This is a genomic window from Candidatus Nitrososphaera sp. 86-2 (genome assembly GCF_056726185.1).
In genome coordinates this window covers 1,890,419-1,904,542 of record NZ_JBWZON010000001.1, presented here as the reverse complement: position 1 = coordinate 1,904,542, position 14,124 = coordinate 1,890,419, and the positions used below count along the sequence as shown (strand labels likewise).

Below are 14,124 nucleotides of genomic sequence, written 5' to 3'. Positions count from 1 at the left end.
TATCTCGCAGCGCCTCACCTCCTTGCCGTCCACCCGTGTGAGAACGTAGCCGTGGCGATCTAAGGGATGGAGGCACTTTTCGCACAAGGGGCCGTACATCGTCATACACTAGCTTCACATCGGCCGTCCATAAGCATTCCAGTCAGCTTTTTATATTCACGTGGTGACTTTTGGATAGTAGTTATTATGGGCCGAGTCGATAAGGGAGTCTCTTGCAGCATGAGCGGCTGCGAAAACAAGGCGGAACGTTCGATAAGCGGAAGCAAGGCCGCAATGGCCCCGGACATGGGCCTAAACAGTTCCAAGCACGTCTACCTTTGCCACGAGCACTACAAGGAATGGAAAAAGGCCACGAAGGGAGACCGGGAAAACGAGAGGGCCAGATGGGGCTAATAGTACTACTATAAACAATAAATTAGCATAGATTTGTGATCAAGAGATATGCGCCTGCTGCAACTGCATTCTGATTTTATCGAGTACGAACCCATTGAGAAAGAGATCAAAAGCGCCGAGGAAATACCTTCAAAGGCCAAGGTGAGGCTCGAGGATCTCGTCGTTGCTTTCATTGCAGTAGAGACCGGCGACGACGAAAGCGTTGCAAAAGCAGCGGCAGGCGAGATAAAGAAGTACATGGACGCAGTCAAGGTGTCAAGGCTCCTAGTCTACCCGTACGCACACCTGAGTTCCGACCTTGCCGCGCCCGACGTGGCGGCGGGCATTGTAAGGGCAGTCGAAAGCTTTGCCAAAGGAGAATTGTCAATAGGCGAAGTGCACAGGTCGCCATTTGGCTGGACCAAGTCGTTCAACATCAAGGTCAAGGGCCACCCGCTGGCGGAAAACGCCAAGGCCATTTCCAAGCAGGCAGGCGCAGAGGAAATCCACCTTCACGAACATGAACACGAGCACGACGAGGGAAAAGAGTCGACAGCGCTAAAGAACGAGGAGAAACTGAAATCATTCTGGTATGTGCTGCAGCCGGGAGGCATACTTACCCCGGTAAGCGAATACAAGTTCAAAAAGCAGGATTCAAACCTCCAGACGCTTGCCAACTATGAAATTTCAAAGAACCGCGCGGTGAACCAGCAGCCAGAGCACGTGCGGCTGATGAAAAAGATGGCGATAGCCGACTATGAGCCGGCGTCAGATGCGGGCAACATGCGCTTTTACCCAAAGGGTAGGCTGATGAAGTCGCTCATCGAGCAGTACGTGACCCGCCGGGTGATGGAGTACGGGGGCATCGAAGTCGAGACTCCGATAATGTACGACACAAAGCACCCGTCGATGGAGAGCTACTTTAACCGCTTTCCGGCGCGGCAGTACAACATCCAGTCAGACAACAAGCAGCTGTTCCTCAGGTTTGCCGCGTGCTTTGGGCAGTTTTTGATAGCAAAAGACATGAACGTGTCATACAAGCACATGCCCTTCAAGCTCTATGAACTGACGCGCTACTCTTTCAGGCGGGAAAAGTCCGGCGAGCTTGTGGGCCTGCGCCGGCTGCGCGCCTTTACAATGCCTGACTGCCACGCGTTCTGCAAGGACCTTGCGCAGGCAAAGGAGGAATTCCGAAAGCGCTTTGAGCTTTCCATAAGCGTGCTGAATGCGTTTGGCCTACAGAACGAGGACGTCGAGATGGCAATCAGGTTCACCGAGGAGTTCTGGAACGAGAACAAGGATTTCATCACCGAACTGATAAACAAGTTCGGCAGGCCAGTGCTTGCGGAGGTGTGGAAGGAGCGCTTTTTCTACTTCACGCTGAAATGGGAGTTTAACTACATTGACGGCCTCGGCAAGGCGTCAGCGCTTTCCACCGACCAGATAGACGTGGAAAACGGCAAGCGCTACAACATCGAGTACGTAGATGAAGACGGTACGAAAAAGAACCCGATAATACTGCACAACTCTCCTTCGGGCGCAGTCGAGCGCGTGATGTATGCGCTGATGGAAAAGGCGGCCAAGGTGTCCAGGACTGGAGGCGTCCCGTCGTTTCCGCTGTGGCTCGCGCACACACAGGTGCGCGTCATCTCGGTGGCAAAGGAGCACCTGCCGTTCTGCGACAACCTGCTTGCGCAGCTGTCGTCAAACCAGATCCGCGCCGACGTTGACGACCGGGACGAGTCGGTTGGAAAAAAGATCCGCGAGTCAGAAACAGAGTGGATACGCTATACTGTCGTAATCGGAGACAAAGAGGTAGCATCAGGCAAGCTGGTGGTGCGAGACAGAAACGAGGGCAAGCAGCGCGAGATGACCGTGCAAGAGCTCATCGACGAGATAAAGGCACAGACAAAGGACAAGCCGTATCTGCCACTGAACCTGCCAACGCACGTTTCGGTCAGGCCGCAGATAATGGCTTAGATGACGACTAGACGCGATGCCAACCTGCAGCGATATAAAAGAAGTAATTGCCGGTAGCCGTGTTCCACTGGAAACACGCTCCCTCCCCCTCTGCCTGCTAGCGCGCATACTTGCGTGACAGTATCCGTAACAGAGTCTGCGTGGCAAGTGTGCCTTCTCTATAGTCGTCGTTTTTCAGGCCGACTTCGACCATGTCCATGCCTATCAGCCTGGCCGACAGGTGCACCGCCTTTATCAGGCGCAGCACCTGAAACGGGTCAAGGCCGTACGGCTCGGGCGTTCCCGTGCACGGCACGTACGGGATGTCGTACGCGTCGATGTCAAACGAGATGTAGACGTTCCTGCCCGCCGTCTTTTTGGCAAGGAAATCCGCGACTTTGTCAAGGTCGTCGTGCACCTGCCACGCGTCAAACGTTGTCACGCCGCTCTTGACGGCCGTGTCGTTTTCCTCCCTGTCGGTCTGGCGGATTCCTATCTGCACGAGGTCCTCGCCCGGCATGTACTCTAGCAGATGGTAGAACGGAGTCGTGTGGCACATTTTCATGCCATCGTACTCGGCCTTCATGTCGCGGTGAGCGTCAAAGTGCATGACAAACGGCTTTTCGCCTGCCAGCGCCTTTAGTTGATAATATGAAAGTGTGTGCTCGCCGCCAAGCATCACCGGGATCTTGTTCTTTTCCCGCAATGCTGTCACGACCTGTGGAATCGTCCTGTCAAGGTATGCAAGCACGGTCTTGGCACCCTTGGCTTTTGGTGGCATCCTTAAATCTCCAAGGTCGAATATCGAATTCAGCTCGTAAATGTCGGCCTTTTCATCCAGCACAAAAGTCTCTATCTGTCTTGCAGAAGTGAGCCTGATCGCCTCCGGTCCTCTTGCCGTGCCCTTGCCAAACGATGTGGTCGCGTCAAGTGGAACGCCATAGACTGCGACTTTTGCCTCCTGGAACGAGATCCTGACCGGCGTGTCGGCAAAGCTATAGCCGGCCTTTGTCTTTTCCGGCACTACAAACAGGTCGAAAAAGCCCTTGTCCAATATGCCCTCTTTCTCAAAAGGCGTGGATAATAAACCTACTACATACTACTACATCGTCGAGGGCTTGCTCCAAAAGAGCTCGTCGAGGCTCTGCTGCCTGGGCTTGCCGAGCATCGACTTGAAGTCAAAGCTGAGCGCGCCAAGCACCTGGTCAAACGTCGACTCCATAGCCTCCAGGTATTTCTCGGTGTCAATCTCTTCGGCCTTGGCAAGCTCTACCGGTTTAACGCCGTCGCCGTTCTTTGTCTTGACGTACGAGATGATGTCACCGGCCTTGATATCCTTGCCTCTGTCGGCAAGCAGCTTGGCCGCCTTGATGTGCTGCGGCAGGCCTTTGTACGTTTCTACCTGTGAAGCCTTGCCGTCCATCGTCTTTACCGAATTGACTTTCTTGCCGTAGCTTGCAAGCGACTTGTTTATCATGACGTTAAAGCTCAGGTCGGGCATCGGGATTTTGCTCGATTCTAGGTTCTTGGCGTCGCGCTGGATGATGTTTTTGATGCTCTCCTTTGCGGTCTCAAAGTCCTTCTGGGAGCCGACCCTGCCAAGTATGTTGAGGATCTCGTAGAACGCGCTTCGTATGAAGGGCGGCGTGTGCGATTTTTTGCCCGTCAGGCCCTTGACATCGACTGTGCCGTCTGGCAAAACGCCGAGGTAGTTCTTTTTCAAGTCGCTAAAGACGACGTAGCGGTAGTGCTTGTCTATCTCCAGGTCGACTCCGAGCTGGTCCTTGGCCCACGCGACCACCTTGCCTATCGCCTCCTGCGTAGGCTCTTTGAGGAAAAGCGAGTCCGTGTCTCCGTACACGACCTCGATTCCAAGCTCCTTGCACTTGTTTATCGTGGCGTTGATTGTGTTTCTGCCGATTGCGGCAGTCGCGTCGGCGACAGGCAAACAATACAATGGAAAGATCTCGGCGCCCATGACGCCATAGCTTGCGTTCAAAATGACCTTGATAGCTTGGCTTACCACGTTGTAAAGCTGTCGCTCTTGCGCGGGGAGAGTCTTGTCCTTTGACAGGAACTTGTAATAGTTGACGCGCAGGTCGCGGAGCGACCCGATGAGGAGCGATGACAATCCTTTTCTCCGCTGGCAGACCCAGTGGGTCGTGCCTTCTATCTTGCCCGTCTCCCTGCACTCTGGATGCACGCAGTTTATAGTCTCGTACGAGAGGTTGTGCACCTTGATTATGCTCGGGTAGAGGGACGCAAAGTCAAGCACGACTACGTTAAAGTGGATGCCCGGAGTGGGCTCTACAACCTCTCCTCCGCGGTACTTTTTCTCCTTGATGACTGCCGCCGTGGACGCGGTGCCCTTGTCGTGCAGCTCGTCTGTGCGCGGTATCAATTCATTGCGCTGCCTGTGCTCGTAGTACAATATCCCCCTGATCCACTGGTTGACTCCAAAGCGGGCGATGTCGTCAACCGACAGGCGCCCTATCCTTGCGATGACTACGAGCAGCTTCATGAGCAGGTTGTCGCCAAAGCTGGTGAGCCGAAACGTCAGGTCGGCATCTTTCATGCAGTATTCTGCAAGCGTCTGCATCGGCAGGTCGCCGATGTCGCCTTCGTATTCCAGCTTAGAGTCTTCCAGGAGCGCCTCGCAGATAGCGTTGAGCGTGAACTCTGTGTATTTCCTGCTAAAAGCGTAGATCTGAACAGAGCGGTTCTGGAACGTGCGGAAGAGGTCGATGTGGATGCCGTGGCGTATCCCCACCGGCTCGGCCTGCATCCCGTGCTTGATGAACGACTCTTTCTTGACGATTATCGGCACGGCGTCCTTTGGTATCGCCTTGCCGTCGCTGCTGATTCGCGCGTCCTGCGAGCGCGCATACAGGTACGGCAGGTCAAAGTCGTCGCCGTTGAACGTTATGATTATGGGATAGCTGTTGATTATCACAAAGGCTTTTTCGAGAAGCTCTTTTTCGCTCTTGCACACCTCTGCCTCCTTGACGAGGGGCTTGCCGTTGTCGGCCATGTTCTCGCCAAGCACCAGCACCTTTCTCAGGCCGTCGTTTCCGGCAAAGCCGACCGCAGTGACACGCCTGTCGTGGTCGCGGGGCGTCGGCATCCTGCCTTCCTCCGACTCGACTTCGATGTCGACTGCGACCCTCTTGAGCTCCGGTATGGGCTGATTGAGCAGGTTGGCCCACGTAGTCACGTACTGCCTGTACTCCTTGCCGCTTTCTCCTTCCTCCTTTATCTTGTCCCACAGCAAGCCCTTGAGCTCCGCCTCGACTTTGTCTGAAATCTTGTACATGTGCCGCTCTATCTTGTCGCCGTGCCTGACGTAATAGATCCCTGCTATCAGGCTGCGGTCGTACAGATAGTTTTCGTGGTATTTTATGTCGGCTTCCCAACAGCGTACTCTTTCGCGCAGGCTGTTGTCGGTTCCGCCTATGGAAAGCGGGTCTGGCGCAGTTATTTTTAATATCTCAATTTCCTGGTCGGCTATTACGTCCTTTTTCTTTGTGCGCTCGACCTTGTATTTCGTCTCCTTTGCAGCTATCTGGCCCACCTCATCGGCATACTGCACCTTGCTGTAGGCGTACGGCAGGTGGCCCGTCCTGTCACGCCAGTGGTAGACCACGTTGTCACGCGGATCGTAGAATTTCAGGTAGACCTTTTTCTCCTCGCCAGAGTAGACTGCGGAAAGGAGAAGGGCCGGCCTGTCTTCGGGGAGCTCGGGAAGGTCGTCAAAGCGCCTCCTCTTCTCCTGTACAAAGGTCTCTTGCGCCAATTCTCAATGACTCTCGCAACGTATCGTATTAAACGTTTTACGGGCACCGTTACCGTTTTTTTGCAAGAATAAATAATGAAGAGTTCAATCCTGTCTTGAGCTTGTACTCTGTGGCTGTGATAGGAGGCGGCATCCTCGGCACCTCAATCGCGTATTTCCTCTCCGGGCAGGCAAGAGACCCCGGCTCTGTGGCCCTGGTGGAGAAGGAGCTCGATATAGCCCGACACACCAGCAGCCGGAACACCGGCAAGGTGCACGCGCCTTTTCTCTATGACCCGGCAAAGAAAAAGCTGTTCGCCAAGGCCGCATCGCTTGGCTTTGAAATGTGGGAAAAGTTTGCGCAGGCCAAGGGATTGCCGTTTGAGCGCGACGGCGTACTTGAAGTTGCGACCGACGAGCGGGGCATAGACCGCCTGCACAAGTACATGTCGTGGGGAGAGGCAAACGGCCTTGCCAAGGATGATCTGTTGTTCCTGGACAAGGCCGGCGCCAAAAAGATGGAGCCAAACGTGCAGTGCGAGGCTGCAATATACTGCGGCAGGGACGGCTCTGTCGACTATGGCTCGTTTTCACGCACCCTCCTGCAGGACCTGCGGTCGTTCGGGTGCGCCGTGCTTCTGGGTCACAGCGTCACGCGCGTGGAGAGTGGGGCTGGCGCGTACGTCTTGTCAACCAAGCAGGGTCGCAAGATAGAAGCAGAGTTTGTCGTAAACGCCGCAGGCGGGAACGCGGTGGACATCGCGCACTTGATGGGAGTCGCAAGGGAATACACCGACCTGCACTTTCGTGGCGAGTACTGGCAGGCGCCAGAGCAGTACCGCGATTTAACCAGATTGTCCGTGTATTCCGTTCCACGTCATCCCGAGTATCCGTTCCTAGACCCGCACTGGATAGTGAGGGCAGACGGCAGGCGAGAAGTGGGGCCAAACGCCGTGCCCGTCTTTGGACCATACGCCTATTCACTTGGCCGGAACATTGCTGACATGCTCCCAAAGATGATAGAGTCGTCTGCAACGGGCGCCCGCAAAGTGTTCTTTGATAGGCAGTTCCTGTCGCTTGCAAGCACGGAGCTGAAAAGCTCGCTTTCAAAAACTGCTATGATAAACAGGGTAAGAGAGTTCCTGCCGGCGCTGAAACCTTCTGCCTTTACCGAGCGAGGCACGGCAGGCATACGCTCGTCAGTGATTGACGGCGATGGCAAGTTCGTTCCTGACACGCTCATCCTGAAGCGTGATTCGTCCATACACATACTAAACTACAACTCGCCGGGAGCAACCGGCGCGCTACCGATGGCCGCAAAGGTGGCGGCGCAGGTAGCAGAAGCAGGCGCGCTTGCAACAGCAGAAACCAATGCAAGAATGATGTGGGACCCTGCAGAAATAGCAGGCAGGATGTCTTCCGCCTGATTACTTTTTAATCTGGGGCTCCCACGTTATCCGTCGCGTTGTTCAACGAGATAATACTTGACGCCATAAGGAACAGGGAAGCCAAGCTCGCCAAGATAAAAGATGCAAACCATGACGGCATAATAATGGACGCAAGGTCTTGCTGGATAGCTTATGAGCCCAAGCCTAAAGATTGTGTTTCTGCAGGAATAGATTCAAGCTGGAACAAGCGAGCCCTGCAGGGCTTTGACCTCTATGCCATTGCGGCGGTGGCTGTCACTAGCACTAACGAGGTCCTTGCAAAGGATTGGGAGAACGACATAAGCGGCTCGGCCCGTGGAGAACAGATGGAGTCGAGGGCGATGGATATGGAGGCCTTGATAGCGCAAAAGGCGCAGACAAGTGGCAGGGTAAACATTGTGTGTGTAGATGGCTCGCTCGTTTCAAGGTTACTGAAGAGCATACCTAACGCTGCGCTTGAGGCAGCAAGAAAATACGGCAACGCTGTGTTCATCTCAAAAACGTCTGAGAGCAGGTCGCAATTTGGAGCACGGGGCTCCAAGGCAGGCGACATCTATTATTACAGACATGCTACATTGCAGGCAGGGTTTAGCATTCCTGCAGAGGTGCAGTCGCGAGGCGCACCTGTGCACGAGATCTATATGCGTCTTCGAGATGGCATGCCCGTTTTGCGAGTAGAGATGATAAGCGGAACAACCGGCGCATCAGAACAAGAGATCAAGAACTTGATGGATCTTTTGCGATACCATTCTATCTCCGGCTATCCTTACTGTTTGAAGCTGGCACACAAGAATTGCAAAATAAGCAATGAAGATATAGACAGACTCGCAAGCATATACAGCTTGCAGAACGAACAGGGCGCGAGGGATGCACTAAATGAATGACGGTGCAACAACAGACGAGCTTGGGATACTCGTTGGAGTGGCAAAACCCGATCAGGTGACGGTCGAGGCCCGACGGCCAGTGAGTATTGGTGAATACGTTATTCTAAAGTACGGGCGGGGCAAGGTCCTTGGGCTGGTGGAGCGCTCGTCCATCGCAAGCGACGCGCTTGGCGCCAACATCCGCAACTATGAAGAGGCGTCGGAGAGTAGGTTGGTGGCGCAGGCAAACCGGCACGACAAGAGCTACAAGGCCAGCGTGCGTGTTCTAGGATACCTAGACGAGCTAAAAAAATGCAAGGCAATAATCCCTGCGCTGCCGCCAGAGCCGGGCACGCAAGTCTTTGAAGCATACCCGGAGGACCTGCGGACTATATTTGCGCCTGATGGTCAGCAGTGGCTCAAGATTGGATCGCTGTTACGCAACACCGAAGTCGAGGCGCGCATAAACATTGACAAGGTGGTTTCAAGACATCTGGCGATCCTTGCCATGACGGGAATGGGCAAGAGCAACCTGGTGTCGATGCTTGCAAAGGAGGTTGCCAAAGTCAACGGGACAATGGTGATTTTCGACTATCATGACGACTATTCCACGCTTGAAATGGGCAGGTGCATCAACCTGATGCCGGCCAAGATAAATCCAAGAATGCTCCCTGCAGACAAGCTTGCGGAGGTAATCGAGATTCAGGAAAATGCGACGAATCAGATTCATGTCGTGAGGCAGGCCCTGACAGAGAGTGTGCGCCAGAAAAAGGGAGATGATTTCTGGGACTCGCTTTCAGAAGGGGTACGAGAAGTAGGGGCGGAGGACAAGATCTACCGAGAAGCGGCTGCAAAGGTGGAGGACAAGATAGATTATGTGCGCAAAAAGTTCAGCGGGATTCTAGATCCCGGGATGGCAGACCCGCTTGCGCTAATAAAAAACGGCAAGATAAACATCATCAACCTTGTAGAATTGACAGAAAAGCAGGCCAACGTGTCGGTTTCATATTACCTGGAGGAGTTGCTGGATGACCGCAAACGTGCTACCCGGCAGGCCAAGATCAAGTCTCCTTCGCAACAGGACATGAAATCTCCTCCCCGGTTTACGGCGCCGGTGCTTGTAGTCATCGAAGAGGCGCACATATTCATACCAAAGGATGAAAAGACCGAAACAAAGCACTTTGCGTCCAAGGTTGCGAGGGAGGGCCGCAAGTTCGGACTTGGCCTCGTTATCGTATCGCAGAGACCGAGGAGTATTGACGCCAACATCCTAAGCCAGATGGGATCACTTGCGGTAATGCGCATGATTCAGCAGGACGACCAAATGCAGGTGTCGGCAGCAAGCGAAGCTCTCAGCAAGGACCTGATAGACCAGCTTCCGTCCTTGAATCCCGGTGAAGCGGTATTTGCCGGCCAGTGGGTCAACCTTCCTGCATTTGTCAAGGCAGACGAGGTCAGGGAGCGCAAGATAGGCGGAGACCAAAAGGCAGTAGAGCAGTGGAACATGCTTGCGGAAGTAAAGGAGATGGCAAAAGAGTCGTCTGACTCGTACGTGCCTTCCGGCTACATACAGGATTAGACACACAGTGCACTCGGAAACATCGTGAAAATTGGTAGTTTACTTACCAGACCAACAAAGAATGAACGAGCCGGCATCTTGTTGTGGATATGCAATTGCCAGATGCATTCTACAAGGAGGAGCGACTTGTTGTTGTCGGTGAGCATATGTGGCACAGTCTTTCCGCCGGCGATAATGGACATACCCCAAAAGATGACACTTATTCAAAACCTTTAGTTTAGAGAATGTTAGGTACACTGTCTGGTCCTGATACATATGCTCATCGCCCACCTTTCCGACTTGCACCTTGGATATTCGCAGTTTGGGCTTGAAGAGCGGGAGGAAGATGTGTATGCCACGTTCAATGAGGCTGTCGACATTTCGATAAGAGAAGGCGTAAAACTTGTTATTTTCGGCGGCGATATTTTTCACACTCCTCGGCCTAACGGCAAGGCCATAATCACGCTGGCAAACGCGCTCAAGAAGCTGAAGGAAAAGCAGATTCCCGTAGCATATGTGCTTGGCGAGCACGACATCAGTAGGATGCGCGATGTGCCACTGGCACACGTCTTTAGCAATCTCGGGCTTGCCAAAAAATTGCGACTGGACGAGCCTTTTATCGTAGGCGACTGCGCAGTTTATGGCGCTGACAAGGAGAGGCGAAGTAACATCGATGCGCTAGTGGAACGGCTGCGCAGCATAGAAAAGACGTCCGACGGTCAGAAGAAGAGAATCCTCGTACTCCATCAGGGGCTCACCGATATGAACAAATTCGCTGGCGAAATAAACTCGACAGACCTGCCTGCGGGGTTTGATTACTATGCAATGGGCCACTATCACGACCACATTGAAAAGAGGTACCAGAACCTCGGCGGAGCAGTGCTGGTGTATCCCGGCTCGATAGAACTAACACCGAGCGAGGGCATCAAGGAGGTTGACAAAGGCTTTGTGATAGTGGATATGTCCGGTCAAGAGGCGACAACTCGGTGGGTGACTCTTTCCTCCCGGCGGCCACAGTTCTCCATGAAGATAGATTATGATAGGCTTACCCAAGGCGTTGACAACATCATCTCCAAGGCATCCGCTCTGTCAAAAAGGCCTGTGGTGAAGGTCATTGTAGATGGTGGTAAGAACTTGGACCCCAAAGTCATTGCCGCAAATTTGCGCAGGCTAAACGAGTCATGTCTGCATTACGTGTGGCAACCTGCCGACGAGCAGCAGCCGTCGTCTCTTGCATTTGATGAGCGACCTGCGGACCTTGACGCAGAACTCTTAAGACTTGCAAAGGATGCGCTGGGGTCTGAAGATGCAGCCACTCTCGCTGTACGAGATCTTTTACCACCGGCGGCAGGAGGAAATCCTTCGGCTGTGCTTGATATCGTATGGGATATCTTCAAGAAAAAGCTGAAGGGTAGTGATGGTCATGGTAATGATGATGCTGATACCTCGATTGGAGCGGCCGTTTCTTCTTCTTATTCTGCTTCTTCTGCCTCTGCTACTGTTGGTGTTAATAGCAAAATGAATAATGCCCTCTCCGATATTGCTGATGAGAGTCATAATCTCTCTGACGGCACTAAAGAAGTAGAAAAAGGAGGTGCAAGGAAAGCGTCATGATTAAAGATCTAGAGATGAAGGATTTCATCTCCCACAAAGACACCCGGCTGGAGTTTGGCAAAGGAATTACGATATTTGTTGGCCACAACGGAGCGGGCAAGTCATCAGTAATTGATGCCATAACGTTTGCACTCTTTGCAGAGCACATGAGAAGGACAAACAAGAACCTGGTAAGAAGAGGCTCCGGCACAGGCTCTGCAATGGTAAGGATGCGTTTTTCTCTTAATTCAAAAGAGTTTCAGGCTACAAGGTCGGTATCTGCAGCTGGGTCGCCTTCTTTTTCGCAGCTAGAGCTTGTGTCAGAGGGAGGCAAGTCTGTCAGCAAAAAGCTGGCCGGAGGAGAGCGCCGGCAGTTTGGCGAGTCCATGAGCGTTGAAGTGGCCAAGGTGCTTGGGCTGGATTACAAGAAGCTACAGGTGGCAGCAGTCGTACAGCAGGGCGAGCTGGCAAGGATAGTGGAGGCGCAACCCAAGGAATTCAAGGAGCTGTTGAATGGCCTTATTGGCATAGACAGACTTGACTTGGCCTTTGCCACGATGAAGGATGTCATCTCTGAATTTCGCTTACGACTAAAGAGCGAGATTGCGCCTGACAGGGGAGGATACACGGATGAAGACCTGCCCAGAGTGAAATCGCAAATTTCAGAGGCTGAAAAAAAGCTTGCCGAATCTGAGAGGCTTGCCGGAGAGTATCTGGATGAAAAAATGCGCCAGGACAATAGGCTGCAGGAAATCGACACAGAGATCGAGGTAATGGAGCCCCTTAAGGAAAAGGCTGCCGAGGTGCAGGCAAAAGAAAAGCGTCTTGTGCGATACGTAGCTGAAAAGAGGGACCAAGTGGGCGCAGAACTTGCAAGGATGGAAAGGGTTGTTCGGGAGGCAAGGGGCGCGCTTACCGTTCTGGAGAGAAAGGAAGAGGCGTGCATGAGGCTACAGATGGTAAAGTACGAGCTTGAAGAAGTGCAAAAGCAGATTGAAGCAAAGGAAAGCCAGGCAGGCAAGCTCAGGGGATTTGTTGAATGCGCAAGCAAGATCAAGATAGTGGACGGAAGGTGCCCTGTGTGCAACTCGGTGGTCGTCTCCAAGATAAACGAAATGTTTGACGGCGAGCACATTCAAAGCGACATTCGCAAGATAGAAAGCGACAAGTCAAAGCTGCAGGCAGATCGAATAAGCCTAAAGAAGGAGGAGCAAAAGCTCACCGAAGAGGCCAAGGCCATCGCGGGGGCAGAATCCTTTCTGTCTGCCAATTCAATCAAGGCCGTTGATGATGTTGTCAGGATAGAGTCGGAGCTGGGCCCAAAAAAGGAGGCAATTCTACGCCTCCCAAAAAGCGTGTCAAGCGTTGGAAGTGAACCCCTGCAACTTGCAATCGATGAAGTATCGCGGTCGTTTGCAGACGAAATCGTGTCTCTTAGGGCACAAACCAGGAACTTTAGCAATGCCCGATACACCGAGGCAAAGAATGAAAGGTGGAACACCGTCCAAAAGCTGCAAACCATCAGCTCCAAGCTTGGGGCATACCAAAACGCTGTTCAAGAGCTAAAGCAGGCCATTGACTCTGACAGAAAATCTCTTCAAGAGCTAGAGCACGCGTCAGAGATTGTAAGGATGCTAGAGCGCATCCGCTCTACGGTGTACAACCGCGACGGGTCTGTGGGAATGAGCCTTCGCTCTTGGGCTTTGGCGGTCATTTCAAGAAAGGCATCAGAATACGCGGCGCTGTTTAACATCGGAATCTCTAGGATAGAGCTGTCAGAGAAAGCGCGTGAAATTGCAATTACATGCTATGGCAAGAACGGCGAGGTGGACATGGACTCGCTGTCTGGCGGAGAAAAGGTGGCAGTGGCACTTGCGCTCCGGCTAGGAATAGCACAGATGATGGGCTCAAACAAACTTGACTTTGTAATACTTGACGAGCCAACTACCCACTTGGACGATGAGCGCAGAAAAGCCCTTGTCAAGATAATCTCGGAGGCTTTTAGAGAAGGCTCGGGCCCGCTGTCGCAGATGATAATAATCACGCACGACGCAGAGATATTTGAGGACTCGGAAGTCGATGCTGTGTTTAGGTTCTCGATGACAACAGAGGGTTCGCGCGTAACTCGAGAGTGAAAGAGAGAGTGAAAGAGAGGGCAAGTGGTGGAATCTGAGTTTTCCCTTATGTTCTATCTACCTTTGCCGCTTTCGGACACTCTGGTGATCAGGGGCAGGCCCTTGTAGACAATCCTCCCCCCCGCCCACTCCAACCCTTGGCTCAAGGGGCCAGATGCAGAGAGGTTCTTGCTTTCTTAGTTACAGGCCTGCGCAGCCTGAAGATGAGCGTACAGATTTTCGCGACCCATTTTCTTTCTGTCTCCCTTCTTCTCTTTATTTTCTTCCCATCTTTTTTGCTCTTGCATTAACCTCCCTCGCTTGCTTTCCTGTTCCATTCCCTTCACCCTGTTCGTCCATCTTTGTGGTATCAGCAGCAGCCTGGATGTCCTCTTACCTGCAGGCTGCAAAAGAAAGAGAGATGGCCAGCGGAATGAAATCTAGATGTGCTAATTATTTTTTTTAT

Annotated in this window: 9 protein-coding genes; 7 read left to right on the top strand and 2 right to left on the bottom strand. The window is 52.9% G+C overall.

From position 1 onward, the window contains the following. Positions 1-219: 219 nt before the first annotated feature. Both ACYOR7_RS11350 and ACYOR7_RS11345 read left to right on the top strand, forming a co-directional pair. On the top strand, positions 220-393 hold the full coding sequence (locus ACYOR7_RS11350) for a hypothetical protein (protein WP_479914008.1): 174 nt from the start codon (positions 220-222) through the stop codon (positions 391-393). A gap of 48 nt (positions 394-441) precedes the next feature. Next, on the top strand, positions 442-2,352 hold the full coding sequence (locus tag ACYOR7_RS11345) for a threonine--tRNA ligase (protein WP_479914007.1): 1,911 nt from the start codon (positions 442-444) through the stop codon (positions 2,350-2,352). A gap of 97 nt (positions 2,353-2,449) precedes the next feature. On the opposite strand, the gene ACYOR7_RS11340 is transcribed toward ACYOR7_RS11345, so the two are convergent. Both ACYOR7_RS11340 and ACYOR7_RS11335 read right to left on the bottom strand, forming a co-directional pair. After that, positions 2,450-3,385, bottom strand: a complete 936-nt coding sequence (locus tag ACYOR7_RS11340) for an arginase family protein (protein WP_479914006.1) — start codon at positions 3,383-3,385, stop codon at positions 2,450-2,452. A 48-nt stretch (positions 3,386-3,433) separates the two neighbouring features. After that, the gene (locus ACYOR7_RS11335; protein ID WP_479914005.1) at positions 3,434-6,124 is read right to left on the bottom strand and encodes a DNA-directed DNA polymerase I; all 2,691 of its coding nucleotides are present in this window, start codon (positions 6,122-6,124) and stop codon (positions 3,434-3,436) included. 95 nt (positions 6,125-6,219) lie between these two features. Here ACYOR7_RS11335 and ACYOR7_RS11330 point away from each other — a divergent pair, with 95 nt between their 5' ends. The 5 genes from ACYOR7_RS11330 (at position 6,220) to ACYOR7_RS11310 (ending at position 13,679) form a co-directional block, all read left to right on the top strand. Beyond that, positions 6,220-7,530: an NAD(P)/FAD-dependent oxidoreductase gene (locus tag ACYOR7_RS11330; protein WP_294808103.1), complete on the top strand. Its 1,311-nt coding sequence runs from the start codon at positions 6,220-6,222 to the stop codon at positions 7,528-7,530. A gap of 38 nt (positions 7,531-7,568) precedes the next feature. Next, entirely contained in the window at positions 7,569-8,414 is an 846-nt protein-coding gene (locus ACYOR7_RS11325) for a DNA double-strand break repair nuclease NurA (RefSeq protein WP_479914004.1), read from the top strand. Then, positions 8,407-9,972, top strand: coding sequence for a helicase HerA domain-containing protein (locus ACYOR7_RS11320; protein ID WP_479914003.1), 1,566 nt, complete (start codon positions 8,407-8,409; stop codon positions 9,970-9,972). The genes ACYOR7_RS11325 and ACYOR7_RS11320 overlap by 8 nt, the downstream gene beginning before the upstream one ends. Before the next feature lie 255 nt (positions 9,973-10,227). Further along, positions 10,228-11,565 (top strand): metallophosphoesterase family protein, encoded by a 1,338-nt coding sequence (locus tag ACYOR7_RS11315; RefSeq protein WP_479914002.1) that lies wholly within the window; start codon positions 10,228-10,230, stop codon positions 11,563-11,565. Further along, positions 11,562-13,679: an AAA family ATPase gene (locus ACYOR7_RS11310; protein WP_479914001.1), complete on the top strand. Its 2,118-nt coding sequence runs from the start codon at positions 11,562-11,564 to the stop codon at positions 13,677-13,679. Before ACYOR7_RS11315 ends, ACYOR7_RS11310 begins: the two co-directional genes overlap by 4 nt. Positions 13,680-14,124: the final 445 nt, after the last annotated feature.

Coding starts and splice junctions, on each gene's coding strand:
- ACYOR7_RS11350 (WP_479914008.1), top strand. CDS start 220: ATGAGCGGCTGCGAAAACAAGGCGGAACGTTCGATAAGCGGAAGCAAG.
- ACYOR7_RS11345 (WP_479914007.1), top strand. CDS start 442: ATGCGCCTGCTGCAACTGCATTCTGATTTTATCGAGTACGAACCCATT.
- ACYOR7_RS11320 (WP_479914003.1), top strand. CDS start 8,407: ATGAATGACGGTGCAACAACAGACGAGCTTGGGATACTCGTTGGAGTG.
- ACYOR7_RS11315 (WP_479914002.1), top strand. CDS start 10,228: ATGCTCATCGCCCACCTTTCCGACTTGCACCTTGGATATTCGCAGTTT.
- ACYOR7_RS11310 (WP_479914001.1), top strand. CDS start 11,562: ATGATTAAAGATCTAGAGATGAAGGATTTCATCTCCCACAAAGACACC.